The 24,761-nt window shown below is 73.0% G+C and carries 24 protein-coding genes; 18 read left to right on the top strand and 6 right to left on the bottom strand.

Going from position 1 to position 24,761, the window contains the following annotated elements:
• The first annotated feature begins 168 nt into the window (after positions 1-168).
• The gene (dnaE, locus tag ACFCY1_RS08430; RefSeq protein WP_375873985.1) at positions 169-3,702 is read left to right on the top strand and encodes a DNA polymerase III subunit alpha; all 3,534 of its coding nucleotides are present in this window, start codon (positions 169-171) and stop codon (positions 3,700-3,702) included.
• Between the two features lie 60 nt (positions 3,703-3,762).
• Here dnaE and ACFCY1_RS08425 read toward each other — a convergent pair whose 3' ends face one another.
• Positions 3,763-4,650: a LysR family transcriptional regulator gene (locus ACFCY1_RS08425; protein WP_049649550.1), complete on the bottom strand. Its 888-nt coding sequence runs from the start codon at positions 4,648-4,650 to the stop codon at positions 3,763-3,765.
• Between the two features lie 93 nt (positions 4,651-4,743).
• Between ACFCY1_RS08425 and ACFCY1_RS08420 the strand changes: the two genes are divergently transcribed.
• From ACFCY1_RS08420 to ACFCY1_RS08395, 6 genes are all read left to right on the top strand, one after another.
• Positions 4,744-5,631: a dihydrodipicolinate synthase family protein gene (locus ACFCY1_RS08420; RefSeq protein WP_117487416.1), complete on the top strand. Its 888-nt coding sequence runs from the start codon at positions 4,744-4,746 to the stop codon at positions 5,629-5,631.
• 102 nt (positions 5,632-5,733) lie between these two features.
• The gene (locus ACFCY1_RS08415; protein ID WP_049650376.1) at positions 5,734-6,765 is read left to right on the top strand and encodes an aspartate-semialdehyde dehydrogenase; all 1,032 of its coding nucleotides are present in this window, start codon (positions 5,734-5,736) and stop codon (positions 6,763-6,765) included.
• A gap of 349 nt (positions 6,766-7,114) precedes the next feature.
• The gene (locus ACFCY1_RS08410) at positions 7,115-8,395 is read left to right on the top strand and encodes an NYN domain-containing protein (RefSeq protein ID WP_049650375.1); all 1,281 of its coding nucleotides are present in this window, start codon (positions 7,115-7,117) and stop codon (positions 8,393-8,395) included.
• A gap of 163 nt (positions 8,396-8,558) precedes the next feature.
• Positions 8,559-9,557, top strand: coding sequence for an ABC transporter ATP-binding protein (locus tag ACFCY1_RS08405; protein ID WP_375873984.1), 999 nt, complete (start codon positions 8,559-8,561; stop codon positions 9,555-9,557).
• Positions 9,554-10,363, top strand: coding sequence for an ABC transporter permease (locus tag ACFCY1_RS08400; protein WP_375873983.1), 810 nt, complete (start codon positions 9,554-9,556; stop codon positions 10,361-10,363). The genes ACFCY1_RS08405 and ACFCY1_RS08400 overlap by 4 nt, the downstream gene beginning before the upstream one ends.
• A gap of 102 nt (positions 10,364-10,465) precedes the next feature.
• A complete protein-coding gene (locus tag ACFCY1_RS08395) occupies positions 10,466-11,251 on the top strand; it encodes a hypothetical protein (protein WP_375873982.1) in 786 nt (261 codons plus the stop codon).
• Positions 11,252-11,339: 88 nt separating this feature from the next.
• Here ACFCY1_RS08395 and ybaK read toward each other — a convergent pair whose 3' ends face one another.
• From ybaK to ACFCY1_RS08380, 3 genes are all read right to left on the bottom strand, one after another.
• Positions 11,340-11,834, bottom strand: coding sequence for a Cys-tRNA(Pro) deacylase (ybaK, locus tag ACFCY1_RS08390; RefSeq protein ID WP_375873981.1), 495 nt, complete (start codon positions 11,832-11,834; stop codon positions 11,340-11,342).
• A 40-nt stretch (positions 11,835-11,874) separates the two neighbouring features.
• A complete protein-coding gene (locus ACFCY1_RS08385; RefSeq protein WP_181970799.1) occupies positions 11,875-12,612 on the bottom strand; it encodes an LON peptidase substrate-binding domain-containing protein in 738 nt (245 codons plus the stop codon).
• Positions 12,613-12,687: 75 nt separating this feature from the next.
• On the bottom strand, positions 12,688-14,268 hold the full coding sequence (locus tag ACFCY1_RS08380) for a hypothetical protein (protein WP_049650370.1): 1,581 nt from the start codon (positions 14,266-14,268) through the stop codon (positions 12,688-12,690).
• A 92-nt stretch (positions 14,269-14,360) separates the two neighbouring features.
• Between ACFCY1_RS08380 and hisD the strand changes: the two genes are divergently transcribed.
• From hisD to hisF, 8 genes are read left to right on the top strand one after another with little or no spacing between them, the layout of a single operon-like run.
• Positions 14,361-15,695 carry a histidinol dehydrogenase gene (gene hisD, locus ACFCY1_RS08375; RefSeq protein WP_375873980.1) on the top strand — a complete coding sequence of 445 codons (1,335 nt, stop codon included), beginning with the start codon at positions 14,361-14,363 and terminating at the stop codon, positions 15,693-15,695.
• Positions 15,696-15,700: 5 nt separating this feature from the next.
• Positions 15,701-16,801 carry a histidinol-phosphate transaminase gene (locus tag ACFCY1_RS08370; RefSeq protein WP_049650381.1) on the top strand — a complete coding sequence of 367 codons (1,101 nt, stop codon included), beginning with the start codon at positions 15,701-15,703 and terminating at the stop codon, positions 16,799-16,801.
• A gap of 4 nt (positions 16,802-16,805) precedes the next feature.
• Positions 16,806-17,399 (top strand): imidazoleglycerol-phosphate dehydratase HisB, encoded by a 594-nt coding sequence (hisB, locus tag ACFCY1_RS08365; RefSeq protein WP_049650368.1) that lies wholly within the window; start codon positions 16,806-16,808, stop codon positions 17,397-17,399.
• Positions 17,400-17,410: 11 nt separating this feature from the next.
• Positions 17,411-17,548: a hypothetical protein gene (locus ACFCY1_RS08360; RefSeq protein WP_049650367.1), complete on the top strand. Its 138-nt coding sequence runs from the start codon at positions 17,411-17,413 to the stop codon at positions 17,546-17,548.
• A gap of 31 nt (positions 17,549-17,579) precedes the next feature.
• Positions 17,580-18,215, top strand: a complete 636-nt coding sequence (gene hisH, locus ACFCY1_RS08355) for an imidazole glycerol phosphate synthase subunit HisH (protein WP_049650366.1) — start codon at positions 17,580-17,582, stop codon at positions 18,213-18,215.
• A 19-nt stretch (positions 18,216-18,234) separates the two neighbouring features.
• On the top strand, positions 18,235-18,960 hold the full coding sequence (gene priA / locus ACFCY1_RS08350) for a bifunctional 1-(5-phosphoribosyl)-5-((5-phosphoribosylamino)methylideneamino)imidazole-4-carboxamide isomerase/phosphoribosylanthranilate isomerase PriA (RefSeq protein WP_107086387.1): 726 nt from the start codon (positions 18,235-18,237) through the stop codon (positions 18,958-18,960).
• Positions 18,957-19,520, top strand: coding sequence for a RidA family protein (locus ACFCY1_RS08345; RefSeq protein ID WP_375873979.1), 564 nt, complete (start codon positions 18,957-18,959; stop codon positions 19,518-19,520). Before priA ends, ACFCY1_RS08345 begins: the two co-directional genes overlap by 4 nt.
• Complete coding sequence (gene hisF / locus ACFCY1_RS08340; RefSeq protein WP_049650364.1) at positions 19,517-20,287, top strand: imidazole glycerol phosphate synthase subunit HisF; 771 nt, start codon at positions 19,517-19,519, stop codon at positions 20,285-20,287. Before ACFCY1_RS08345 ends, hisF begins: the two co-directional genes overlap by 4 nt.
• Before the next feature lie 71 nt (positions 20,288-20,358).
• Here the strand turns inward: hisF and ACFCY1_RS08335 are convergent, their stop codons facing one another.
• Positions 20,359-21,138 carry a VOC family protein gene (locus tag ACFCY1_RS08335; RefSeq protein WP_375873978.1) on the bottom strand — a complete coding sequence of 260 codons (780 nt, stop codon included), beginning with the start codon at positions 21,136-21,138 and terminating at the stop codon, positions 20,359-20,361.
• Positions 21,139-21,357: 219 nt separating this feature from the next.
• Between ACFCY1_RS08335 and ACFCY1_RS08330 the strand changes: the two genes are divergently transcribed.
• Together ACFCY1_RS08330 and ACFCY1_RS08325 are read left to right on the top strand one after the other, a co-directional pair.
• Positions 21,358-21,897, top strand: a complete 540-nt coding sequence (locus ACFCY1_RS08330; protein WP_375874014.1) for a SigE family RNA polymerase sigma factor — start codon at positions 21,358-21,360, stop codon at positions 21,895-21,897.
• Positions 21,897-22,487, top strand: a complete 591-nt coding sequence (locus ACFCY1_RS08325) for a PASTA domain-containing protein (RefSeq protein WP_375873977.1) — start codon at positions 21,897-21,899, stop codon at positions 22,485-22,487. Before ACFCY1_RS08330 ends, ACFCY1_RS08325 begins: the two co-directional genes overlap by 1 nt.
• 77 nt (positions 22,488-22,564) lie before the next feature.
• Here ACFCY1_RS08325 and ACFCY1_RS08320 read toward each other — a convergent pair whose 3' ends face one another.
• Positions 22,565-23,209 carry a TIGR03085 family metal-binding protein gene (locus ACFCY1_RS08320; RefSeq protein ID WP_375873976.1) on the bottom strand — a complete coding sequence of 215 codons (645 nt, stop codon included), beginning with the start codon at positions 23,207-23,209 and terminating at the stop codon, positions 22,565-22,567.
• Between the two features lie 879 nt (positions 23,210-24,088).
• Between ACFCY1_RS08320 and cseB the strand changes: the two genes are divergently transcribed.
• Entirely contained in the window at positions 24,089-24,760 is a 672-nt protein-coding gene (gene cseB, locus ACFCY1_RS08315) for a two-component system response regulator CseB (protein ID WP_234348271.1), read from the top strand.
• Position 24,761: the final 1 nt, after the last annotated feature.

Below are 24,761 nucleotides of genomic sequence, written 5' to 3'. Positions count from 1 at the left end.
GAGACCGGGAAGCCGTTCGAAGAGGGCTAGAGTGGACGCGTGAACGTGTGAGTGATGGCCCGGGCCCCGCGAGGCGCTCCGGGCCACATCCATTTCCAGGGGAACCCCCTGTGACCTGCGCGTTCACCGGCCAGCCAGATCAGCACCAGAGCCTCCGGAGGCCCCGCCTTGAGCGACCAGCCGTTCGCGCATCTGCACGTCCACACCGAGTACTCGATGCTGGACGGTGCCGCCCGGCTGAAGCAGATGTTCAAGGAGGTCGAGCGCCTCGGTCAGACCCATGTGGCCATGACCGACCACGGCAACATGTACGGCGCCGCCGAGTTCCACCGGCAGGCGACCGACGCGGGCATCACCCCCGTCATCGGCATCGAGGCGTACGTCGCCCCGGAGTCCCGCTCGAACACCAAGCGCATCCTGTGGGGCCAGCCGCACCAGAAGCGGGACGACGTCTCCGCGTCCGGCGCGTACACCCACAAGACCATCTGGGCCCGGAACAAGGAGGGCCTGCACAACCTCTTCAAGCTGACCTCGCGCTCGTACTCCGAGGGCTGGCTGGTGAAGTGGCCCCGGATGGACAAGGAGCTGATCGCCGAGCTGTCCGGCGGCCTGATGGCCACCACCGGCTGCCCCTCCGGCGAGGTGCAGACCCGGCTGCGCCTGGGCCAGTTCGACGAGGCGCTGAAGTCCGCCGCCGACTACCAGGACATCTTCGGCAAGGAGAACTACTTCCTGGAGCTGATGGACCACGGCCTCGACATCGAGAAGCGGGTCCGCGACGGGCTGCTGGAGATCAGCAGGAAGCTGGGCATCCCGCCGGTCGTCACCAACGACTCGCACTACACCACCGAGGCCGACGCCGGGGCGCACGACCTGCTGCTCTGCGTCCAGACCGGCAAGAACCTCTCGGACCCGGACCGCTTCCGCTTCGACGGCACCGGCTACTACATCAAGTCGGCCGCCGAGATGTACGCCCTCGACTCCTCGGACGCCTGGCAGGAGGGCTGCCGCAACAGCCAACTCCTCGTCGCCTCCCGGGTCGACACCGAGGGCATGTTCAAGTTCAAGAACCTCATGCCGCGCTTCCCGATCCCGGAGGGCTTCGAGTCCGAGGCGGACTTCTTCAAGTCCCAGGTGTGGAAGGGCATGGACTGGCGCTTCCCGAACGGGTACGACGAGGAGCACAAGAAGCTCGCCGAGTACGAGATGGACACCATCATCCAGATGGGGTTCCCGGCGTACTTCCTCGTGGTCGCCGACTTCATCATGTGGGCCAAGAGCCAGGGCATCGCGGTCGGCCCGGGCCGTGGTTCGGCGGCCGGTTCGCTGGTCGCGTACGCGATGGGCATCACCGACCTCGACCCGATCCCGCACGGCCTGATCTTCGAGCGCTTCCTCAACCCCGAGCGCATCTCGATGCCCGATGTCGACATCGACTTCGACGAGCGCCGGCGCGGTGACGTGATCCGCTACGTGACCGAGAAGTGGGGATCCGACAAGGTCGCCATGATCGTCACGTACGGCACCATCAAGGCGAAGGCCGCCATCAAGGACTCCTCGCGGGTCCTCGGCTACCCGTACGCGATGGGCGACCGGATCACCAAGGCGATGCCGCCGGACGTGATGGGCAAGGGCATCCCGCTCTCCGGCATCACCGACTCCTCGCACCCCCGCTACAGCGAGGCCGGCGAGATCCGCGGGCTGTACGAGAACGACCCGGACGTCCGGAAGGTCATCGACACCGCGCGTGGCATCGAGGGCCTGATCCGTCAGCCCGGCGTGCACGCCGCCGGCGTCATCATGTCCGCCGAGCCGCTGACCGACCACATCCCGGTCTGGACCCGGCACACCGACGGCGTCACCATCACGCAGTTCGACTATCCGACTTGTGAGGGCCTCGGCCTCCTCAAGATGGACTTCCTCGGCCTGCGCAACCTGACGATCATGGACGACGCCGTCAAGGCGATCGAGAAGAACAAGGGCGTCAAGATCAACCTGCTTGATCTGCCCCTGGACGACAAGCCGACCTACGAACTCCTCGCCCGCGGCGACACGCTCGGCGTCTTCCAGCTCGACGGCGGCCCCATGCGCTCGCTGCTGCGCCTGATGAAGCCCGACAACTTCGAGGACATCTCCGCCGTCCTGGCGCTGTACCGGCCCGGCCCGATGGGCGTCAACTCCCACACCAACTACGCGCTGCGCAAGAACGGCCAGCAGGAGATCACCCCGATCCACCCGGAGCTGGAGAAGCCCCTGGAGGAGGTGCTCCGGCCGACGTACGGCCTGATCGTCTACCAGGAGCAGGTGCAGAAGGCCGCGCAGATCCTGGCCGGCTACTCGCTCGGCCAGGCCGACCTGCTGCGCCGCGCCATGGGCAAGAAGAAGAAGGAGATCCTGGAGGCGGAGTTCGTCCCCTTCCAGAAGGGCTGCCGCGAGCGCGGCTACTCCGACGCGGCCATCCAGGCCGTGTGGGACGTCCTCGTCCCCTTCTCCGGCTACGCGTTCAACAAAGCGCACACCGCCGGCTACGGGCTGGTCTCGTACTGGACCGCCTACCTCAAGGCCAACTACCCGGCCGAGTACATGTCCGGGCTGCTCACCTCCGTCAAGGACGACAAGGACAAGTCCGCGGTCTACCTCAACGAGTGCCGCAAGATGGGCATCCAGGTGCTGCCGCCGGACGTCAACGAGTCGGACTCGGACTTCACCCCGCACGGTGACACCCTGGTCCGGTTCGGCCTGACCGCCATCCGCAACGTCGGCGGGCCGGTCGTCGACTCGATGATCCGGACCCGGAAGGCGAAGGGGAAGTTCGCGTCCTTCCCCGACTTCCTGGACAAGGTGGAGTCGGTGGTCTGCAACAAGCGGACCGTCGAATCGCTGATCAAGGCCGGCGCCTTCGACTCGCTCGGCCACACCCGCAAGGGCCTGAGCGCCCAGTTCGAGCCGATGATCGACAACGTCGTCGACGTGAAGCGCAAGCAGGCGGTCGGACAGTACGACCTCTTCGGCGGCGACACCGCCTCCGAGGAGCCGAGCTTCGGACTGGACGTCGTCTTCTCCGAGGAGGAGTGGGAGAAGTCCTTCCTGCTCACCCAGGAGCGGGAGATGCTCGGCCTGTACGTCTCCTCGCACCCGCTGCACGGCATCGAGCACGTGCTCGCCGACAAGGCGGACTGCGCGGTGGCCGACCTCGCGGAGCGGCCGGACGGGACGATCGTCACCATCGGCGGCATCATCTCGGGCCTCCAGCGGAAGATGACCAAGCAGGGCAACGCCTGGGCGATCGCGACCGTCGAGGACCTGGCCGGCTCCATCGACTGCATGTTCTTCCCGGCCAGCTACCAGCTGGTCTCCTCGCAGCTGGCCGAGGACGCCGTCGTCTTCGTGCGCGGCAAGCTGGACAAGCGGGAGGACGTGCCGCGGCTGATGGGGATGGAGCTGTCCGTCCCCGACCTGTCGAACGCGCACGCCGAGGCGCCGATCACCATCCTCATCCCGAGCGCCAAGGTCACCCCGCCGCTGGTGGCCCGGCTCGGCGAGGTGCTCGGGAGCCACCGGGGCACCACCGAGGTGCGGGTACGGCTGGAGGGCCGCGACAAGACCACGGTGCTGCGGCTCGACCGGCACCGGGTGAAGTCCGACCCGGCGCTGTTCGGGGACCTGAAGCAGCTGCTCGGGCCGAGCTGCCTGGCGGGCTAGGACGGAGACGGAAGGCCCGGGAGGACACCCGGGCCTTTCGCGTACCGGGGGGAGGGCCCGTCAGGTGCCGCCGCCGAGGCCCGGGGGGACCGCCGTGTGCAGCGCCGAGACGAAGGCGGAGATGGCCGGGTGGGAGCCGGCGCCGGCGCGGAACGCGGCGCGGGTGCGGCGGTACATCGGCAGGCGGGTGAGGACGACGCCGGGCGGGAGGCCGGCCGTGCCCAGCTGGGGGACCAGGGCGACGCCCTGGCCGGCCGCCACCAGGGCCAGCACGGTGGTGAAGTCGTCGATCTGGTGCCGGATGCGGGGTGCGAAGCCCGCCGCCTCGCAGGCGCGGACGGCCATGGTGTGGCAGAGCGTGCCGGGCGAGGACATGATCCACGGCGCGCCGCGCTGCTCGGCGACGGTGCCGGGGACGCGGGCGGCCAGGTACATGGGCTCGGTGAAGACCGGGCGGGTCACCGCGAGGCCCGGCTCCGGGTCGGTCGGGACGAGGTCGTACTCGTGCACCAGCGCCACGTCCAGCTCGCCCGCCCGCAGCGCCGCGCCGACGGCCGCCGGGTCCACCTCGGTGACCATCGGCTCCAGCCCCGGGTGCCAGCCGGCCAGCTCCGCGAGCACCGCCGGGATGATCGCCCGGGCCGCCGAGGGGTAGGTGCCGATCCGCAGCGGACCGGCCAACCCCCGCTTGGCGTGGGCGAGTTCGGCACCGGCCTGCTCCAGCAGGGCGAGCACCGCCTCGGCGTGCCGGACGAGGTTGCGCCCCGCCGGGGTGAGGGTGACCCGCCGCCCGGTGCGCTCCAGCAGCGGGACGCCCGCCTCCTTCTCCAGGACGGACAGCTGCTGGGACACCGCCGAGGGGCTGAAGGAGAGCGCCTCGGCGACGGCCGCGATGGTGCCGAGGTGGGCGAGTTCGCGCAGCAGGCGCAGGCGTCGGACGTCCAGCATCCGTCCAGGCTAGCCGAGCATCGGCTGAGCTTACGAGAAGCGTCGGAAATGTGAACTGGACCTGGGCGATCAGGGGGCCGCAGGATCGTGGGCATGGAACTCAAGGGCATCCACGTCCCCCTGATCACCCCGTTCGCCGCCGACGGCTCCGTCGCCCTCGACGCGCTGGAGAAGCTCGCGCACGAGGTCCTGGACGCCGGTGCGGCCGGGCTGGTCGCCCTCGGCACCACCGGCGAGCCGGCCGCGCTGACCGCGGGGGAGCGGGACGCGGTGGTCGACGTCGCCGCGGCCGCCTGCGCCGCGCGGGGGGCGCAGCTGACCGTCGGCGCCTCCGGCGGCGACACCCGGACCGTCGGCGAGGCGCTGGCCGCGCTCGGCGCGCGGGTGCCGGGGGCGGCGGCGCTGGTCACCACGCCGTCCTTCGTCCGGGCCGGCGAGGCCGGGACGGTCGCGCACTTCCGGGCACTGGCCGCGAGCAGCCCGCTGCCGCTGGTCGTCTACCACATCCCGTACCGCACCGGGCAGCAGCTCTCCACCGCCGCGCTGCGCGAACTCGCCGCGATCGAGGGCGTGGTGGGCGTCAAGTACGCGACCGGCGGGCTGGACCAGACGGCCGCCGAGCTGCTCGCCGACGCCCCCGAGGGGTTCGCCTTCCTCACCGGCGAGGACGCCTTCCTCTCGCCGATGCTGGCGCTCGGCGCGGCCGGCGGCATCCTCGCCTCCGCGCACCTGGCGACCGCCCGGTTCGTCGAGCTGACGGAGGCCTGGCAGGCCGGGGACGTGGCGCGGGCCCGGGCGCTCGGGCACCGGCTGACCGGGCTGGCGCTGTCCGCCTTCACGGCGCCGAACCCGACGGTGACCAAGGGCGTGCTGCACGCCCAGGGCCGGATCCCGACCCCGGACGTGCGGCTGCCGCTGCTGCCGGCCGGGCGGGCCGAGGTGGAGGCGGCACTGGCCCTCGCCAGTGGTCTGGACCACTAGCGCACTCTCACGTCGTGGAACGCCAGGTCGTACGACGCCCGTGACAAGGCATGATGGGCGGAGTGCGGCTGTGAACAGCACCTTTCAGAGGAGTAGTCGGAGATGAAGATCGGCATTGTCGGTGCCACCGGCCAGGTCGGCGGCGTGGTCCGCGAGATCCTGGCGGAGCGCAACGTTCCGGTGGAGCAGCTGCGGCTGTTCGCCTCGGCCCGCTCGGCCGGGCGCACGCTGCCCTGGCAGGGCACCGAGGTCACCGTCGAGGACGCGGCCACGGCCGACTACACCGGCCTGGACATCGTGATCTTCTCGGCGGGCGGCTCGACCTCCAAGGCCCTGGCCCCCAAGGTCGCCGCGGCCGGTGCCGTCGTGATCGACAACTCCTCCGCCTGGCGCCGCGACCCCGAGGTCCCGCTGGTCGTCTCCGAGGTCAACCCGGAGGCCATCGCGGACCGCCCCAAGGGCATCATCGCCAACCCGAACTGCACCACCATGGCCGCCATGCCCGTGCTGCGCCCGCTGCACGAGGAGGCCGGCCTGGCCGCGCTCGTCGTCTCCACCTACCAGGCCGTCTCCGGCAGCGGTGTGGCCGGCGTCGCGGAGCTCCAGGACCAGGCCGCCAAGGTCGTGGAGCTCGGCGCCGCCGCGCTCGCCCACGACGGCGCCGCCGTCGAGTTCCCGGAGCCCAAGGTCTACCAGCGGCCGATCGCCTTCAACGTGGTGCCGCTGGCCGGCTCCCTCGTGGACGACGGCTCCAACGAGACCGACGAGGAGCAGAAGCTCCGCCACGAGAGCCGCAAGATCCTCGGCATCCCGGAGCTGAAGGTCTCCGGCACCTGCGTGCGCGTCCCGGTCTTCTCCGGCCACTCGCTGCAGATCAACGCCCGCTTCGAGCGCCCGATCAGCCCCGAGCGGGCCGTCGAGCTGCTCGCCGCCGCCCCCGGCGTCGAGCTGTCCGACATCCCCACCCCGCTCCAGGCCGCCGGCCAGGACCCGAGCTACGTCGGCCGCATCCGGGTGGACGAGACGGTGGACAACGGCCTGTCGCTGTTCGTCTCGAACGACAACCTGCGCAAGGGCGCCGCGCTGAACGCCGTCCAGCTGGCCGAGCTGGTCGCCGCCGAGCTCAAGGGCTGAGCGCCCCTGAGCTCAAGGGCTGAGCACCTCCGGGTGAACCCCATCGGCTGAGCGCCACCGGGGTGAACCACCGGCCGGGACATTGGCCGGACCACCGCCGCGTGACCTCGGGCGGGCCCCGTCGTTGTACGGGGCCCGCCTTCGCTTTTGTTTGCTCCTCGTTGGGACGGCCGTTGCGCTACCGGGACAACCGGCGAGGTTCGGCAGGCGAACCGCGGGTAAAAGGTGACCCAACGATCGGGCGACGACGGGGGCCCCTCACCTCGGCACGCCCGGACGGCGGGCGGACCGCCCATTCCCGAATCGACCCACCCGACTGATTCCGAGGGCGAGCGAAAAGAGGTGCGCGATGGACCGCTGTGTCGTCCTGGTGGACGCCGGATATCTGCTGGGCGCCGCCGCCAGCCTGCTCGCGGGGGATCCGTCCCGCTCCAAGGTCACCGTGAACCACACGGCCCTGATCGCCGCACTGCGCGAACGCGCCGAGGCCGAGACAGGCCTGCCGCTGCTGCGGATCTACTGGTTCGACGCCGCGCCCGACCGGCGCCCGATGCCCGAGCACCGGCGGCTGCGGGTACTGCCCCGGGTCACCGTACGGCTCGGCGCCCTCACCCGGGCCGAGGGGCGCTGGGTGCAGAAGGGCGTGGACGCCGCGATGCACGCCGAACTCTCCGAGCTCGCCCGCAACCGGGCCTGCGCCGACGTCGTGCTGATCACCGGCGACGGGGACCTGCTGCCCGGCATGATGACCGCCAAGGAGCACGGGGTGGCCGTCCACCTGTGGGCCCTCCAGGCCGCCGACGGCGACTTCAACCAGTCCGAGGACCTGGTCGGCGAGGCGGACGAGCGGCGGGTGCTCGACCGGGAGTGGATCGAGGGGTCCTTCTCCCTGCGGGAGCACTCCAGCATGTTCCCGGCCCCGGGGGCCCGGCAGGAGATCGCCAAGATCCTCGCCGCCCCGCCGGCCGCCCCGCTGCCCACCGTGGTGCCGCCGGTGGTCCGCCCGGCGGCCACGGCCGCGGCCCCGGCGGACGCCCCCGCCACCGACGGACAGCCGCAGCCGGCCGCGGCCGCGCTCAAGGTCGTACCGACACCGAAGGACCTGGCCGGGCGGGCCTCCTCCGTCACCCCGGTCACGGCGCTCACCCCGGTGGCGAACGGCAGCAACGGCCACGGCGTGAACGGGAACGGGGCCGTCGCGCAGACCGGGCCGGTGCTGCGCTGGTCCTCCGACCGCGGCTGGGTGGACCGGCCCGTCCCGGAGCCCGCCGTCACCGCCGGCGACAGCCTGCCCACCCTCGCCCAGCTCACCACCGCCGAGCAGCGCTGGGCCGACCGCGAGGAGGACATCACCTCCATCGGCGGCGACGCCCACGAGGTCGGGCAGGTCTTCGCCCGCCGCTGGAGCGAACGCGTCGGCGACGCGGAAAGACTGACCATGCTCTGGCCCGACTACCCGCGCATCCCGCACCGGGTGGATGGCGAGCTGCTGCGCTACGCCGCCCGCTTCGGGCTGCTGGCGCACAAGGACGACCAGATCGACGAGCACGACCGCTACGCCATCCGGGCCGGGTTCTGGAAGGAACTGGCGGCGCGGGTGCCGGGCGGGTCGATGGTCGTCGACGACTGAGCCGGGCGGCGGACCGAGCGGGCCCGACGGCCGGGGCGGCGCGACGACCGAGGGGGTCCGAGGGCCGCGGCGGCCCGGCGGACGACCCGCCAGGTCGGCGGCCCGGGCGCGGGCGGGGCCCCGTTGTCCGGTTCGCCCGTATGAGCGCGTAGAGTCTTCGGTCGTGAGCGAGACGGCGGGGCGAGCACCCGAGGAACCCCTGCCGTGCGTGGCCGTGCGCGACCTGGTCAGGACCTACCGCAGCGGACGCGGCGCGGCCGCCACCGAGATCCGGGCCAACGACGGGATCAGCCTCACCGTCCGCCAGGGCGAGGTCTTCGGGCTGCTCGGGCCGAACGGAGCCGGCAAGTCGACGCTGGTGCGCCAGCTCACCGGACTGCTGCGCCCCGACTCGGGCTCCGTCGAACTCCTCGGCCACGACATCGTGCGGCACCCCGAGCGGGCCGCCCGGCTGCTCGGCTACCTCGGGCAGGAATCCACCGCGCTGGACGAGCTGACGGTCGCGCTCGCCGCCGAGACCACCGGACGGCTGCGCGGACTCACCAGGGCGCAGGCCCGCGGCGCTGCCGCCGACGTGCTGACCGAACTCGGGCTGGAGCCGATCGCCACCCGGCCGCTCGCCAAGCTGTCCGGCGGACAGCGGCGGCTCGCCTGCTTCGCGGCCACCCTGGTGGGGGAGCGCCCGCTGCTCGTCCTGGACGAGCCCACCACCGGCATGGACCCCGTCGCCCGGCGGGCCGTGTGGAGCGCCGTGGACCGGCGGCGCGCCGAGCACGGGACGACGGTGCTGCTGGTCACCCACAACGTGATCGAGGCCGAGACGGTGCTCGACCGGGTCGCCGTGGTCGACGACGGCCGGGTGATCGCCTGCGACACGCCCGGCGGGCTCAAGGCGCTGGTGGACGGCGACGTCCGGCTCGACCTGGTCTGGCGGGACGAGGCGCCGCTCGGCGTGCCCGCCGTCGCCGCGCTGCGCGAACGGGCCGAGTGCACCGGGCGCCGCTGGACCGTCCGCACCACCCCCGAGCAGGCCCGCGAACTGGTCGCCGCCGTCACCACCGGCCCGGCCTTCGCCGCGCTCGACGACTTCACCCTCGCCACCCCGAGCCTTGAGGACGCCTACCTCAAGCTGGGCGGCCGCCACGGAGGACTGGCCAAGTGACGCTGCTCTCGGTGCCGCCGCGGACCGACCGGTCCACGGCCGCCCCCGCCCCGCTCGCCCCCGCGGCCAGGCTGCTGCCGGCGCTCGCGGCCGTGTACCGGGCGCAGCTCGCCCGGGCGCGGGTGGCGCGCATCCCGCTGCTGTTCGTGGCCACCTTCCAGTCCGTCGGCATCCTGGTGATGATGCGGGGTGTGGTGGACGCCGGGCAGTCCTCGGCGGCGCGGTCGGTGGTCGCCGGGTCCAGCGTGCTGGTGGTGGCGTTCGTCGCGCTGAACCTGCTCGCCCAGTACTTCGGGAAGCTGCGGGCCACCGGCGGGCTCGACCACTACGCGACGCTGCCGGTGCCGGCCGCCTCGGTGGTGCTGGGGACGGCCGCCGCGTACGCCTCCTTCACGCTGCCCGGGACGCTCGCCACGGCGGCGTTCGGGGCGGTGATGTTCGGGCTGCCGCTCGGGCAGCTGTGGGTGCTGCTGGCGGTCGTGCCGCTGGCCGGGGCCGCGCTGTCGGGGCTGGGGGCGGCCTGCGGGCTGCTGGCGCCGCGGCAGGAGATCGCGACGATGCTCGGGCAGCTCGGGATGTCGGCCGCCCTGCTGCTGGGCGTGCTGCCGGTGGACCACCTGCCGCAGCCGGTGCAGTGGCTGCGGGACCTGCTGCCGTCCACGTACGGGGTGGACGCCTTCGCGCGGACCTTCGCGCCGGACCCGGACTGGGCGCTGGTGCTCGTGGACCTGGCGGTCTGCGCGGGGGTGGGCGTGGTGTCGCTGGCCGTCGCCACCTGGGCGTACCGGCGGGCGGTCTCGCGGTAGGGCGTCCCGCGGCCGGGCGTCGCGTAGCGGGCCCACGACCGGTGGGCACGGTGGCGGGTACGGGTGGGTCGTCCGGGTGGCCGTCGTGAAACGATGGGGCGCGTGACCGTACCGAACACACCTCCGGATCCCGCGCCCGCCGATGTGCAGGCGGTGCCGGACGCAGCGCCCGACCCGTTCGCGCCGCCGTACGGGGCCACCGCCCTCGGGCAGGGGACGATTCCGCTGGGGCGGCGGCTGCTGCCGGAGGTCCGGGTCGGGGCGGGCGTCGTGGTCGCCTGCCTGGTGGCCGGTCTGGTGATGGCCGGGCTGTGGGCCTGGCTGGCGCCGAAGGTGCCGCTGCTGGTGGACGGCGACCGCATCCTCTACGCCGACCCCGAGGGCGAGCAGCGGGCCGGGGCCGACGCGGTGTTCGTGCTGATCGGCCTGGGGGCCGGGATCCTGACCGCGCTCGGCGCCTTCCTGGTGACCCGGCGGCGCGGCGGCGGCATCGCGGTCGCGCTGGGACTGGCCGTCGGCGGGCTGCTCGGATCGATCGGGGCCTGGCGGATCGGGCGGTGGCTCGGGCCGAGCGGCGACCTGATCGGCGAGGCCCGGCGGGTCGGCAACGGCGGGCACTTCGACGCGGGCATCGATCTGGGGGCGCTGGGGGCGCTGTTGGTCTGGCCGATGACGGCGATGGTGGTGCTGCTCCTGCTCTCGGCCGCGTTCGGGAAGCGGGAGGAGGACCCGCCGCCGTACTGGGCGCCGGTGGCGCAGGCTCCGCTGGCGGGGCCCCCGGTGGTGCCTCCGGTGGGGCCCTCCGCGGAGGCGCCGGCCGGGCCGTGGGCCGGGCCGGGTGCGGGGAGCGGCGCCGGAAACGGTCCGGGGAGCGGTACGGAGCGCTGAGCGTGGTCGGGCGCGGGGTGGTGCGGGTCGTCCCGCGCCGGCCCCGCGCCCTCGCTTTTCCCCCGGGCTTTCCCCCAGGGACGGTGCTTCAGCGGGCGATGGGGGCGGTGTCGGCCCTCGTGAGGGCGACGAGGTCGGTGGGGGCCAGTTCGACTTCGAGGCCGCGGCGGCCCGCCGAGACGTAGACGGTGGGGTGGCCGAGCGCGCTGACGTCGACGACGGTGCGCAGCGGCCGGCGCTGGCCCAGCGGGGAGATGCCGCCGAGGACGTAGCCGCTGCTGCGCTCGGCGGCGGCCGGGTCGGCCATGGCGGCGCGCTTGCCGCCGACGGCCGCCGCCAGGGCCTTGAGGTCGAGCTGGCCGGAGACCGGGACCACGCCGACGGTGAGGGTGCCGTCCACGTCGGCGACGAGGGTCTTGAAGACCCGCTCGGGGGCGATGCCGAGGACCTCGGCGGCCTCGCCGCCGTAGGAGGCGGCGGCCGGGTCGTGGTCGTAGGCGTGCACGGTGAACGGGACGGCTGCGGTTTCCAGGGCGACGGTGGCGGGTGTGCCCTGGCCGCCCTTCCTGGTCTTCTTGGCCATGCGGGGTCCTCGGGGTCCTTGAGGTCCTTGGGGTCCTCGGTCAGTTCGGGCTGAAGGACTGGCGGGTGAGGTCGACGGCGGGCAGCGACGGCAGCCAGCTGAGGACGGCCGACTCGCGGCGCAGCAGGTCGAGCTCGGCGCGCAGCCGTTGGGCGGTGTCCGGGCAGGCGAGCAGCTGCTGCTTGACCGGGGTCTCGAACACCGAGGCGGCGGCGACCAGGTAGGAGAGCACCTGGGGGTCGTCCGGGAGCTCCTGGTGGCCGACGGTGCTCGCCTCGCGGGCGCCGGCCAGGCGCTTCTGGTAGACCCGGAACGCCCGCTCGACCTCGGAGGCCAGCGCGCCCGAGCCCTCGCCCGGGCGCTCCTCGATCAGCTCCGTCTCCCCGGTCAGGTACGGGCCGGAGACGTCCACCGAGCGCAGCCGGAACCGGGTGGTGCCGGTGACCAGCAGCTCGTAGCGGCCGTCCGGCTGGTGCTGGACGGAGGCGATGTCGGCGACGCAGCCGACCTGGAAGACCGCCTCCAGCGGGTCCCCGGTGACGGTGCCGAGGCCGTCCAGCGGACCGGCCGGGCCCTCCTCGGGCCTGACCCGGGCGACCTCCCGGCCGTCCCTGATCGCGAGCACGCCGAACCGCCGGGGGGTGTCCTCGGGCTGTTCGAGCAGATCGGCGACGAGACGGCGGTAGCGCTCCTCGAAGACGTTCAGGGGCAGCACCAGGCCCGGGTAGAGCACGGTGTTCAGCGGGAAGAGCGGCAGCCGTTCTGTCACGGCGGACAGCGTAGTTCCCCGGACGGGGGCCTTGTCGCACGGTTGACGGGCCCAGCCGCTCGCCGGGCCCGTCCACCGGAGGGCTCAACCGCGCTGGAGCATCCGCGTGGCGCCGGCCACGACCGTGGAGGCGAGCAGCCAGCCGACCACGACCAGCCCGGCGGAGATCCACTGGGTGAGGCCGCCGGGGTTCCAGCCGCCCTGGTTGAGGTCCACGATCGGCAGCAGCTGGTTGAGGGTGTACAGCACCGGGTTCCAGTGCGGGCGCTCGTCGGCCTTGAGCGGATCCAGCGGGTGGGTGGCGAACCAGAGGCTGCCGAGGATCCAGGCGAGCAGCAGCCACAGGCCCGCCCGGCCCGGGCGGTAGCCGTAGCCGACGGTCGCGTCCTGGACGGCGCCCCAGACCCGGGCCGGCAGCGGCAGGGTGCGGCGGCGCCGGCGCTGCTTGGCGTACAGCACCTCGCGGGCGTCGTCGTCGGCGCCGTCGCGGCGCAGGGCGGCCGCGAGCTGCTCGTAGGACTCGGGCTGGAAGTCCACCGAGGAGCCCTCCAGCCAGGCGATCCGCTGCTGGACGGGGAAGGCGCCGACCGGGCGCAGGTTCTCGTAGACGAAGCCGGTGAGGCCCAGGTGCTTGCCGAGCGGCCAGGCCTCCGGGGTGTCGACCAGGTTGCCGACCCGGGCCCGGGAGAGCGAGACGGTGCCGGTCGGGCGGACCTTGCAGGTGAAGCGCAGCTCCGGGGTGTGGATGCGGCGCAGTGAGAGCTCGTCCTCGTCCTCCAGGTGGAACTCGCCGGAGACCAGGCAGGCGCCGTCGAAGCGGCTGTCGGACAGCCGTACCCGGCCGAAGGCGCGGAACGGGGTGACGGGCCCGTCGGGCGGCGGGTTCTCGCCGTAGCCGGAGCCGTAGTAGCCGCGGGAGCCGACCCAGCCGAGGTCGGCGGAGCCGGTCAGGTAGAGGGTGTGGCCGACGGTGACCCGCACGGCGTTGAGGCAGGTGGGGTTGTGCCGCCGGTCGGCGCGCAGCTGGGCGCCGCGCAGCGAGAGCCGGCCGCCTATCCGGGCGGTGCGCACGCTCAGCTCGCCCCGGGTCTCCAGGCGTTCGGCCTCGAAGTCCTGGTTGACGGTGATCCCGTCGGCGGAGACGGCACGGCCGTGGCGGTCGCCGCCGACGACGGTCTGGTTGAGCAGCAGGTCGGTGCCGATCCGGGCGTCGGTGAGCCGGATGCCGTCGGGGACGCGGCAGCGGGCGAGGTGGAGGTCGCCGGTGGTGGAGAGCCGGGAGGCCTCCAGCCGGGGGATCAGGCAGTTCACGAAGCGCAGCGTGGAGGCCGCCGCCTCGGAGATGAGGATCTTGTGCGCGAAGCGGCAGTCGTGCAGCTCGACGTAGTCGTCGATGGCGCCCCCGGCCAGGTTGAGCGCGCCGGTGACCAGGACGCCGCTGAACCGCAGCGAGGCGACCCGCCCGGGGGCGGGCTCCGGTCCTACCAGCAGCAGGTGGGCGAGCACCTCGGCGCGGACGGTGCGGTCGGGGCCCCAGGGGGCGTCGCCGAAGGGGTCGTCGGTGTTGGCTTCGCCACTGCGGAGGTCCAGGATCTCGCCCTGGCGGTAGGCCTCCCAGAGCGCGCGTTCCGTGTCCGTCCAGCCCTCTGGAGCGCGCTCCGCCATGGTTTTCCCCGTCCCCCCCGGTCGTCTCGCCTTTCGTATCACGGACTGAAATGCGGGACCAGCGGTTCCGGCCACTCCTTACACTGGGTGGCGTGATCTCTCGAATCGACCTCCGCGGCTCGCTGGACGACCCGCGTGACCTGCTGCCCCGTGCCGAGTTCGACGTCGCGGCCGCCCTGGAGAAGGTGCGGCCGATCGCCGAGGACGTACGCCATCGCGGGGTCGCGGCGCTGATCGAGATCACCGAACGCTTCGACGGCGTCCGGCTGGAGTCGACCCGGGTCCCGGCCGAGCAGCTGACCGAGGCCCTGGAGACGCTGGACCCGAAGGTCCGGGCCGCCCTGGAGGAGTCGATCCGCCGGGCCCGCGCCGTGCACGCCGACCAGCGCCGCACCGGGCACACCACCCAGGTGGTGCCGGGCGGCACGGTCACCCAGCGCTGGGTGCCGGTCGAGCGGGTCGGCCTGTACGTGCCGGGCGGGCTGGCGGTCTACCCGTCCTCCGTGGTGATGAACGTGGTGCCGGCCCAGGAGGCGGGCGTCCGGGGCATCGCCGTCACCTCGCCGCCGCAGAAGGAGTTCGGGGGGAGCGTCCACCCGGCCATCCTGGCGGCCTGCGCGCTGCTCGGCGTGGACGAGGTCTACTCCGTCGGCGGCGCCCAGGCGGTCGCGATGTTCGCCCTCGGCACCGAGGAGTGCGCGCCGGTGAACGTGGTCACCGGCCCCGGCAACATCTACGTCGCCGCCGCCAAGCGCTACTTCGCCGGCCGGATCGGCATCGACTCCGAGGCCGGCCCGACCGAGATCGCCGTCCTCGCCGACGACAGCGCGCTGCCGTCCGACGTCGCCGCCGACCTGATCAGCCAGGCCGAGCACGGCCCGACCTCCGGCTCGGTGCTGGTCACCGACTCCCCGGCGCTCGCCGACGCGGTCGAGGCCGAGCTGGCCGTACAGGTCGCGCGGACCAAGCACGGCGAGCGGGTGGCCGAGGCGCTCGGCGGCCGGCAGTCCGGCATCATCCTGGTCGACGACCTGGAGCAGGGCCTCGCCGTGGTCAACGCGTACGCGGCCGAGCACCTGGAGATCCAGACCCGCGACGCCCACGCGGTGGCCGCCCGGGTGGTCAACGCCGGCGCCATCTTCATCGGCCGCTGGACCCCGGTCTCGCTGGGCGACTACGCGGCCGGCTCCAACCACGTGCTGCCGACCGGCGGCTGCGCCTGCCACTCCTCCGGGCTGTCGGTGCAGACCTTCCTGCGCGGCGTCCAGGTCGTCGAGTACGACCGGGAGGCGCTGGCGGACGTCGCCGCGCACGTGGTCAACCTGGCGAACGCCGAGGACCTGCCGGGGCACGGGGACGCCATCAAGGCACGTTTTGTCGGAGACGAACAGAACTGGCACAGCGATTGGACGGTGCCGGGAGCGTGACCGCCATGACTCGTATCGACGACCTCCCGATCCGGGACGAGCTGCGCGGCCAGTCCCCGTACGGCGCGCCGCAGCTGGACGTGCCCGTCCAGCTGAACACCAACGAGAACCCGTACCCGCTGCCCGAGGAGCTGGTCGCCCGGATCGCCGAGCGCGTCGCCGAGGCCGCCCGCGGGCTGAACCGCTACCCCGACCGGGACGCGGTCGAGCTGCGCGAGGGCCTCGCCGCGTACCTCGGGAAGACCACCGGCTTCCCGGTCGCCCGGGAGCAGGTCTGGGCCGCCAACGGCTCCAACGAGGTGCTCCAGCAGCTGCTGCAGACCTTCGGCGGCCCCGGCCGCAGCGCGCTCGGCTTCGAGCCCTCGTACTCGATGCACGCGCTGATCTCCCGGGGCACCGGCACCGCCTGGATCTCCGGCCCGCGCAACGACGACTTCACCATCGACGTGGACGCCGCCGTCACCGCCATCGCGGAGCACCGGCCGAACGTGGTGTTCATCTGCTCGCCCAACAACCCGACCGGCACCGCCGTGGACGCCGACACCGTGCTGCGGCTGTACGAGGCCGCGCAGGCCGCCCGGCCCAGCCTGGTGGTGGTGGACGAGGCGTACGTCGAGTTCTCGCACCGCGCCTCGCTGCTGCCGCTGATCGAGGGCCGCCCCAACCTGGTGGTCAGCCGCACCATGTCCAAGGCCTTCGGCGCGGCCGGGCTGCGCCTGGGCTACCTGGCCGCCGACCCGGCCGTGGTGGACGCCGTCCAGCTGGTGCGCCTGCCGTACCACCTGTCGGCCGTCACCCAGGCCACCGCGCTGGCCTGCCTGGAGCACACCGACACCCTGCTCGGGTACGTCGGGCGGCTCAAGCAGGAGCGCGACCGGCTGGTCGACGCGCTGCGGGGGATGGGCCTGGAGGTCACCGACTCGGACGCCAACTTCGTCCAGTTCGGCCGCTTCGCCGACACCCACGCGGTGTGGCAGGCCATCCTCGACCAGGGCGTCCTGGTCCGTGACAACGGTGTCCCCGGGTGGCTGCGCGTCACCGCTGGCACGCCCGCCGAGAACGACGCCTTCCTGGACGCCGTCCGTTCTGTGATCAAGGAGCTCTAACCCCATGTCCCGCATCGGACGCGTCGAGCGCACCACCAAGGAGACCTCGGTCCTGGTCGAGATAGACCTCGACGGCACCGGGAGGACCGACATCTCCACCGGCGTCGGCTTCTACGACCACATGCTCGACCAGCTCGGCCGGCACGGCCTGTTCGACCTCACCGTCAAGACCGACGGCGACCTGCACATCGACACCCACCACACCATCGAGGACACCGCCCTCGCGCTCGGCGCCGCCTTCAAGCAGGCGCTCGGCGACAAGGTGGGCATCTACCGCTTCGGCAACTGCACGGTGCCGCTGGACGAGTCGCTCGCCCAGGTCACCGTGGACCTCTCCGGCCGGCCGTACCTGGTGCACACCGAGCCCGAGGGCATCGCCCCGATGATCGGCTCGTACGACACCACGATGACCCGGCACATCCTGGAGTCCTTCGTGGCCCAGGCGCAGATCGCGCTGCACGTCCACGTGCCGTACGGGCGCAACGCGCACCACATCGTGGAGTGCCAGTTCAAGGCGCTGGCCCGGGCGCTGCGCTACGCCGCCGAGCGCGACCCGCGCGCGGCCGGAATCCTCCCGTCCACCAAGGGTGCGCTGTGAGCAATACTGCGATGATCCTCATCTTCGTCGGCCTCTTCCTGGCCGGCGGAGTCATCTCCTTCTGGAAGCAGAAGCAGTCGAAGAGCGTCATCCTGGTGCTGGCCTTCGGCGCCGTGATGTGCCTGGCCTCCGGCCTCATGCGCCTGTAACACCCGCCGTAGAGAGACTGGACACCTGAACATGGGCAAGAACGTCGTCGTCCTCGACTACGGCTCCGGCAACCTCCGCTCCGCGCAGCGCGCCCTGGAGCGGACCGGGGCGGACGTCACGGTCAGCTCCGACTACGACACCGCGATGGCCGCGGACGGCCTGCTCGTCCCCGGCGTGGGCGCCTACGAGGCCTGCATGCGCGGGCTCAAGTCCGTCCGCGGGGACTGGATCATCGGCCGCCGGCTCGCCGGGGGCCGACCGGTCATGGGCATCTGCGTCGGCATGCAGATCCTCTTCGAGAAGGGGGTCGAGCACGGCGTGGAGACGGCCGGCTGCGACGAGTGGCCGGGCGTCGTCGAGCCGCTGGAGGCCCCCGTCGTCCCGCACATGGGCTGGAACACCGTGGACGTCCCCGAGGGCAGCCGGATGTTCGCCGGCCTCGACCCGGAGACCCGCTTCTACTTCGTGCACTCCTACGGGGTGCGGCACTGGGAGCTGGAGACCCACAGCGCGCGGATCAACCCGCCGCTGGTCACCTGGGCCACCCACGGGCAGCCGTTCGTCGCGGCCGTCGAGAACGGCCCGCTGTGGGCCACCCAGTTCCACCCCGAGAAGTCCGGCGACGCCGGCGCCGCCCTGCTGACCAACTGGGTCAACACCCTCTGACTTTCTGAGAGTTGGATCTCTGATGAGCCTCGAACTGCTGCCCGCCGTCGACGTCCGTGACGGCCAGGCCGTCCGCCTGGTCAAGGGCGCCTCCGGCACCGAGACCTCCTTCGGCGAGCCGCTCGCCGCCGCCCTCGCCTGGCAGAACGCCGGCGCCGAGTGGCTGCACCTGGTCGACCTCGACGCCGCCTTCGGCACCGGCAGCAACTACGAGCTGCTGCGCGAGGTCACCGGACAGCTGGACGTCAAGGTCGAGCTGTCCGGCGGCATCCGCGACGACGAGTCGCTCGCCCGCGCGCTCGCCACCGGCTGCACCCGGGTCAACCTCGGCACCGCCGCCCTGGAGGCCCCCGAGTGGGTCGCCAAGGCCATCGCCGAGCACGGCGACAAGATCGCCGTCGGCCTGGACGTGGTCGGCACCACCCTGCGCGGCCGCGGCTGGACCCGCGACGGCGGCCAGCTCTTCGACGTGCTGGCCCGGCTGAACGCGGAGGGCTGCGCCCGCTACGTCGTCACCGACGTCAACCGGGACGGCACCCTGACCGGCCCCAACCTCCAGCTGCTGCGCGACGTCTGCGCCGCGACCGACCGGCCCGTGGTCGCCTCCGGCGGCGTCTCCTCGCTCGACGACCTGCGCGCGATCGCCTCGCTCGTGGGCGAGGGTGTCGAGGGCGCCATCGTGGGCAAGGCACTCTACGAGCAGAAGTTCACCCTCGAAGAGGCCCTGGAGGCGGTTTCAGGATGACGGACGGTCGGATCGTACGCGGGCAGGTCGTAGCCGGTCGGGGCGAGACCGGGCAGGTCGTGGCCGGTCGGGTCGTCGCCGGTCGGGTCGGCGGATTCTCCCCCTGGGAGGACGAGTTCGGCTACTCCCGGGCCGTCGCCGCGGGCGACCACGTGCACGTGGCCGGCTCCACCGCCTGGGTGGACGGCCGGATCGAGCACGAGGGCGACCCGTACCGGCAGACCCTCGCCGCGTTCGGCGTCGGGCTCACCGCCCTGGCCGCGTACGGTCTGACCACCGACGACGTGGTCCGCACCCGGATGTACATCACCCACGTCCGCGACGCCGAGGAGGTGGGCCGCGCCCACCGCGAACTCTTCGACGCCGCACGCCCGGTGGCCACCATGGTGGTGGTCGACGGGCTGATCGACTCCCGGATGCTGGTCGAGGTCGAACTCGACGCGTACCGGTCCGGACTGGCAAAGACCCTGGAAGCCCCGGAAATCCCGGACGCCCCGGAAGTTTCGGACGTCCCGGAAGCCTCGGAAGCCCTGGAAGTTGTGGAAGGCGAACAGCCGTGACCCTCGCAGTACGTGTCATCCCCTGCCTGGACGTGGACGCCGGGCGGGTGGTCAAGGGCGTCAACTTCCAGAACCTGCGCGACGCCGGCGACCCGGTCGAGATGGCCAAGCTCTACGACGCCGAAGGCGCCGACGAGCTGACCTTCCTCGACATCACCGCCTCCTCCGGCGACCGGGAGACCACCTACGACGTGGTCCGCCGCACCGCCGAACAGGTCTTCATCCCGCTCACGGTGGGCGGCGGCATCCGTGCCGTCGAGGACGTCGACAAGCTGCTGCGGGCCGGCGCCGACAAGGTCGGCGTCAACACCGCGGCCATCGCCCGGCCGGAGCTGGTCCGCGAGATCGCCCAGCGGTTCGGGCGGCAGGTCCTGGTGCTCTCGGTGGACGCCCGGCGCTGCCCGCCCGGGACGGAGACCGAGTCCGGCTTCGAGGTCACCACCCACGGCGGGCGGCAGGGCACCGGGCTCGACGCCGTCGCCTGGGCGGGCCGCGCCGCCGAGCTGGGCGCGGGCGAGATCCTGCTCAACTCGATGGACGCGGACGGCACCAAGGACGGCTACGACCTGGAGCTGATCCGGGCCGTGCGCAAGAGCGTCTCGGTGCCGGTGATCGCCTCCGGCGGCGCGGGCAAGCTCGCGGACTTCGCGCCGGCCGTCGACGCGGGCGCGGACGCGGTGCTGGCCGCCAGCGTGTTCCACTTCGGGGACCTGCGGATCGGCGAGGTCAAGGGCGCGCTGCGGGAGGCCGGGCACCCGGTGCGGTGAGTTCTTCGCGGTGCTTGTTCGCGAGCGCGTTTTGCGAACGCGAACAGGCACCGTGTCCGTTGTTCCTTCGCTCAGGCCTGGTTCGGGTCGCCCTTGATCAGCGCGAAGGGGGCGCCGTTCGGGTCCGCGACCCACGCGATCCGGCCGACGTTCTTCACGTTCTCGGGCCCCATCAGCACCGAGCCACCGGCCGCCGTCGCCTTGGCCACCCGCGCGTCCACGTCCGCGGTCGCGAAGTACGGCGTCCAGGCGGACGGCTGCGCCGGGGCCATGGTCGGCGCGATGCCGCCGAAGCTGGTCGCCTGCTGGTCGCCCTCGGCGGTGGAGACCACCCGGTAGCTCATGCCCGGCGACGGCTCGAAGTTCTCCACCCGCCAGCCGAACAGCTTCTCGTAGAAGGCGAAGGCGACGTCCGGGGCGGAGGTGTGCAGCTCGGCCCAGACCAGGGCGCCCTCCTCGGACACCGCGTCCAGCCCCTTGGTGCTCCCCGCCTGCCAGACGGCGAAATCGGCGCCCTGCGGGTCGGTGAGCGCGGCGAACCGACCCTCCTGCATGACGTCCGACGGCGGCACCCGGACGCCGGCGCCGGCCTGCTCGGCCGCCTTGGCGGTGGCGTCCGCGTCGGCGGTGCGGAAGTACGTCGTCCACGCGGACCGCGCGCCCTGGTCGAGGTGGCCGATGGCGCCGACGGTCCTGCCGTCCAGCTGGACGAACCCGTAGCCGCCGGTCCCGGGGATCTCCAGGAACGTCCAGCCGAACACCTGGTTGTAGAACCCGGCGGTGGCGGGGATGTCCGGGCTGCCCAGGTCGATCCAGCAGGGCGAGCCGATGGGGAAGTCGGTGGTGAGCATGTGCGGGGTGCCCTTCGACGGAGGGACGGCCGGGCGTGCCCGGGTCGGACCCCGGCCACCTGCGAGTCTGCACCCGGGGTCTGACATCCGCAGCCGGGGGAGGCCGCCGGGGCCCGCTGTGAGCCGCGTCACTTCCCCGCCCGCCGTGCAGCAGTCGGCGGGCGGGCGCCGTCAAGAGGGTGGAAAAGACGGCGGCAGAGAGTGAGGCCACGGGTGAGGCTGCGCAGGGGCAGTCCCGGGATCGACTTCGTCGAGTTCGTGGAACAGCGTTCGGGCGCGCTGTTCCGCACGGCGTACGTGCTCACCGGGGACGCCCACACCGCGGAGGACCTCGTACAGGAGGCCCTGGAACGGGCCTGCCGGCACTGGCGGCGGGTCGCGCGCGCCGAGGTGCCCGAGGCGTACGTGCGCCGGATCCTCGTGAACCTGGCCAACGACCGCTGGCGGCGCCTGCACCGCTTGGGCGAACGCCCCGCGCCGGAGCCCGCCGTCGAACACCCCGATCCCCGCGACGCCTACCGGTCGGTGGAACTGCGCGCCGAACTCGTCGCGGCGCTGCACACCCTGCCGATGGGGATGCGCACCGTGGTCGTCCTGTACTACCTCCACGACCTGGGGGACCGGGAGATCGCGCAGACCCTCGACATCTCCCCGGGCGCCGTGCGCTCGCAACTCTCCCGCGGGCTCGCGAAACTGCGGGCCGCGCTGCCCCGGCAGGACGCCCCGTCCGCGTCGTCGACCCCGCGTGAAGGTGCGTGATGATCCGCTTCCCGCCCCAGGACCCCGTCCCCACCCCAGGCCCCGACCCCGACTCCGACTTCGACAAGGAACTCCTCGCCGCCATGACCGCGTTCGCCGACACCACCGCCACCCCCGTGATCGACGCCGCCGGAATCCGGCGCACGGTCCGCCGGCGCACCGCCCTCACCGGGGCCGCGGCCGTGGCGGCGGTGGCCGCCATCGCCACGGGCGCGGCCCTGCTCCTGCCCGGATCGCCGGGCGGCGGCGACCGCCCGGCCGGGACCGCGCCGGCCCCGGCCGTCCACTCCGCGCCCCCGTCCCCCTCCGCCTCCCCTTCCTCCCTTTCCGCGACCAAAGGCACCCCGTCCCCCGTCGCCCCGCCCGCACCCGGCGCCACGACCGTGACCGTCCCCCCGGTCGCCGGCCTGACCCGGGACGCCGCCACCCGGCTGCTCGACGCGGCCGGACTGCACTACGAGGTCCACGAACTCACCGACTGGAAGCTGCCCGCCGGCTCGGTCATCAACTCCGCGCCCCTGCCCGGGCACACCACGGCGACGGACACCCCCGTCCAGCTCTTCATCTCCAAGGGCCGCCCCGGAAGCTGACCGCCCGCGCCCGCGGTCCCGCCCGCGAGCGTCGCCCCTCGGCATGCCGAGAGGCCACACCGGCTTCCGCTGCTCTGCTACTTCGGAGGCAGCGGCAGGACGTGGCGGAGGGCTTCGAGGGCGTCGGGGTCGCCGTCGACGGTGAGGGTGGTCAGGGCGCCGCGGCCGTAGGTGAAGAGCACGAGTTCGGCGGGTTCGCCGGTGAGGCGGACGGTGGGGGAGCCGGCGGGGCCGACGGTGAGGGAACGGCCGTCGGGGTGGACGAGCGCCAGCCGGACGGGGGAGCGGCGGCCGGCCTCCAGGCGGGCGATCATGGGGAGACGGCGCCAGAGGGCCTCGGCGCGGCCGGGTGGGACCGGCTGCGGGGTCCAGTCGTCGGCCGCGCGCAGCACGTCCTCGGCGTGGACGAAGTACTCGACGGTGTTCGCCGCCTCGTCGGCGCCGGGCAGGGCGAACGGCGAGTAGACCGGAGGCCCGGCCCGGAACAGCCGCACCAGCTCCTCGTACGGCCGCTCGGCGTACCCGTCCTGCACCCGCTGCGTCCAGCCGGCCAGCGCCCCGACCCGGATCCCCGCCGCCGCATCGGGCCGCCGCTCCCGGACCACCAGATGCGCGGCCAGATCCCGGGTCGTCCACCCCTCACAGAGGGTGGGGGCGTCCGGCCCGGCAGCGGTGAGGAGTTGGGCGAGCCGGTGGCGTTCGGCGAGGGCATGGTTCGACATGGTGGAAGCCTATGGGCTCATCTGCCCACCGGGCCCGGTCGGTTGCGGCGCAGCGCCGACCCGTTCGGATGCGGGCCCTCCGAAAACCGCTTGGAGCAGGTCTCGCTGTGCTCCTGGTACCGCCGGCTCCGCCCGCGAGGACCCGGAACTTCTGCGCGAGGGCGGGCAGGACCGGCGCCCAGCTGCCGTGGTCGCCCCACGAGCCGTGCACCAGGACCAGCGGCTCACCGTCCCCGCCCACCTCGTAGAAGAGCTCGACCCCGTTCACCGCGACCCGTGGCATGTCCGCCCTCCTCGCCCGCAGGCGGCGGTCGCCGCCGCGGCCATTGAGGCACCCCGGGCCCGGCCCCGCAACCGCGACGGGCCCGACACCACGCGTGCGGCCGCCCCGCGCAAGTGGGGCGGATCAAAGCCCTGACGGGACGGAAGCCCCAACCGAGACCACGGAGCCGTCGGTCGGGCAGCCGGCCGACTCCTCCCGGGTAGTGGTCGGGAGAGTGTCGCCGGGGCCGACGGGGGTTCTGTATCGGGTGGGTATCAGGGAGCGCTTGGTTGTCCATCGAATGGGCGCGCCGGTCCCTGCGAAGGGGCGGACAGGGTGCGGGAATACGGCGGCCCCCTCGGTGGTCGGGCCGATTGCACCTGGGATGACCTGGGGTTTCGCGTAGGAGAGGGGGTGGGAATGGCGTCGCAGGCCCTGCCGCGCGCCGGGGGCGTGTTCGGTGCCTGCCGTATCGTCCCCTTGTGGCTGCCGTCCCGTGGGCAGTCGGCTGGTCACCGGACCGTTCGAACAGGAGCCATCCGCCCGTGTCATCTTCCGCCCCGGCTGGGGCTTCCTCGCGCCCGGTCCGCGTGCTGCTGGTGGAGGACGACGATCTGATGCGCCGGTCCTTCACGGTCGCGCTGGAACGTTACGGCTACGAGATGGCGGCCGCCGCCGACGGTCTGAGCGGGCTGGAGATCTTCCGTGACGGGAGTTTCGACCTGCTGATCCTCGACGTGATGTTGCCTGGGCTGGACGGGATCGGCCTGTGCAGGAGAGTCCGGGAGACCAGCCTGGTACCCGTCCTGATGATGTCCGCCCGTGGCGACGGGCTCGACGTCGTCGCCGGCCTGGAGGCCGGGGCGGACGACTACGTGGTCAAGCCCGTGGACACCTACGTGCTGGTCGCACGCATCCGCTCGTTGCTGCGGCGGGCCACCTACACGCCGTCCGCCGCCTCTCAGCCCGAGCGCGTCACTGCCGGGGCGCCGCCCGCCGACGGGGAGGTGCTGGTGTTCGGGGACCTGCGCCTCGACACCGCCGGACTGGAGGTGGCCGTCGCCGGAGAACCGGTGGCGCTCACCCCGACCGAGCTGAAGCTGCTCCTGGAGTTCGCCGCACACCCGGGCGTGGTTCTGGAGCGGCACACCCTGCTGCGCAACGTCTGGGACTACGGCTGGGACGGCGACAGCCGGGTCGTGGACCTGTGCGTGCAGCGGCTGCGCAGGAAGCTGGGGCGGGAGCGGATCGAGACGGTCCGCGGCTTCGGCTACAAGTTCAGGCGCTGAG

Source organism: Kitasatospora sp. NPDC056273 (assembly GCF_042268845.1).
Lineage (GTDB): Bacteria > Actinomycetota > Actinomycetes > Streptomycetales > Streptomycetaceae > Kitasatospora.
The sequence above is the reverse complement of the archived record's forward strand: the minus strand, read 5'-3'. Positions and strand labels throughout refer to the sequence as shown.

Coding starts and splice junctions, on each gene's coding strand:
- ACFCY1_RS08425 (WP_049649550.1), bottom strand. CDS start 4,650: ATGCTGGACGTCCGACGCCTGCGCCTGCTGCGCGAACTCGCCCACCTC.
- ACFCY1_RS08420 (WP_117487416.1), top strand. CDS start 4,744: ATGGAACTCAAGGGCATCCACGTCCCCCTGATCACCCCGTTCGCCGCC.
- ACFCY1_RS08415 (WP_049650376.1), top strand. CDS start 5,734: ATGAAGATCGGCATTGTCGGTGCCACCGGCCAGGTCGGCGGCGTGGTC.
- ACFCY1_RS08410 (WP_049650375.1), top strand. CDS start 7,115: ATGGACCGCTGTGTCGTCCTGGTGGACGCCGGATATCTGCTGGGCGCC.
- ybaK (WP_375873981.1), bottom strand. CDS start 11,834: ATGGCCAAGAAGACCAGGAAGGGCGGCCAGGGCACACCCGCCACCGTC.
- ACFCY1_RS08380 (WP_049650370.1), bottom strand. CDS start 14,268: ATGGCGGAGCGCGCTCCAGAGGGCTGGACGGACACGGAACGCGCGCTC.
- ACFCY1_RS08370 (WP_049650381.1), top strand. CDS start 15,701: ATGACTCGTATCGACGACCTCCCGATCCGGGACGAGCTGCGCGGCCAG.
- hisB (WP_049650368.1), top strand. CDS start 16,806: ATGTCCCGCATCGGACGCGTCGAGCGCACCACCAAGGAGACCTCGGTC.
- ACFCY1_RS08360 (WP_049650367.1), top strand. CDS start 17,411: ATGATCCTCATCTTCGTCGGCCTCTTCCTGGCCGGCGGAGTCATCTCC.
- hisH (WP_049650366.1), top strand. CDS start 17,580: ATGGGCAAGAACGTCGTCGTCCTCGACTACGGCTCCGGCAACCTCCGC.
- ACFCY1_RS08345 (WP_375873979.1), top strand. CDS start 18,957: ATGACGGACGGTCGGATCGTACGCGGGCAGGTCGTAGCCGGTCGGGGC.
- ACFCY1_RS08335 (WP_375873978.1), bottom strand. CDS start 21,138: ATGCTCACCACCGACTTCCCCATCGGCTCGCCCTGCTGGATCGACCTG.
- ACFCY1_RS08325 (WP_375873977.1), top strand. CDS start 21,897: ATGATCCGCTTCCCGCCCCAGGACCCCGTCCCCACCCCAGGCCCCGAC.
- ACFCY1_RS08320 (WP_375873976.1), bottom strand. CDS start 23,209: ATGTCGAACCATGCCCTCGCCGAACGCCACCGGCTCGCCCAACTCCTC.
- cseB (WP_234348271.1), top strand. CDS start 24,089: ATGCGCCGGTCCTTCACGGTCGCGCTGGAACGTTACGGCTACGAGATG.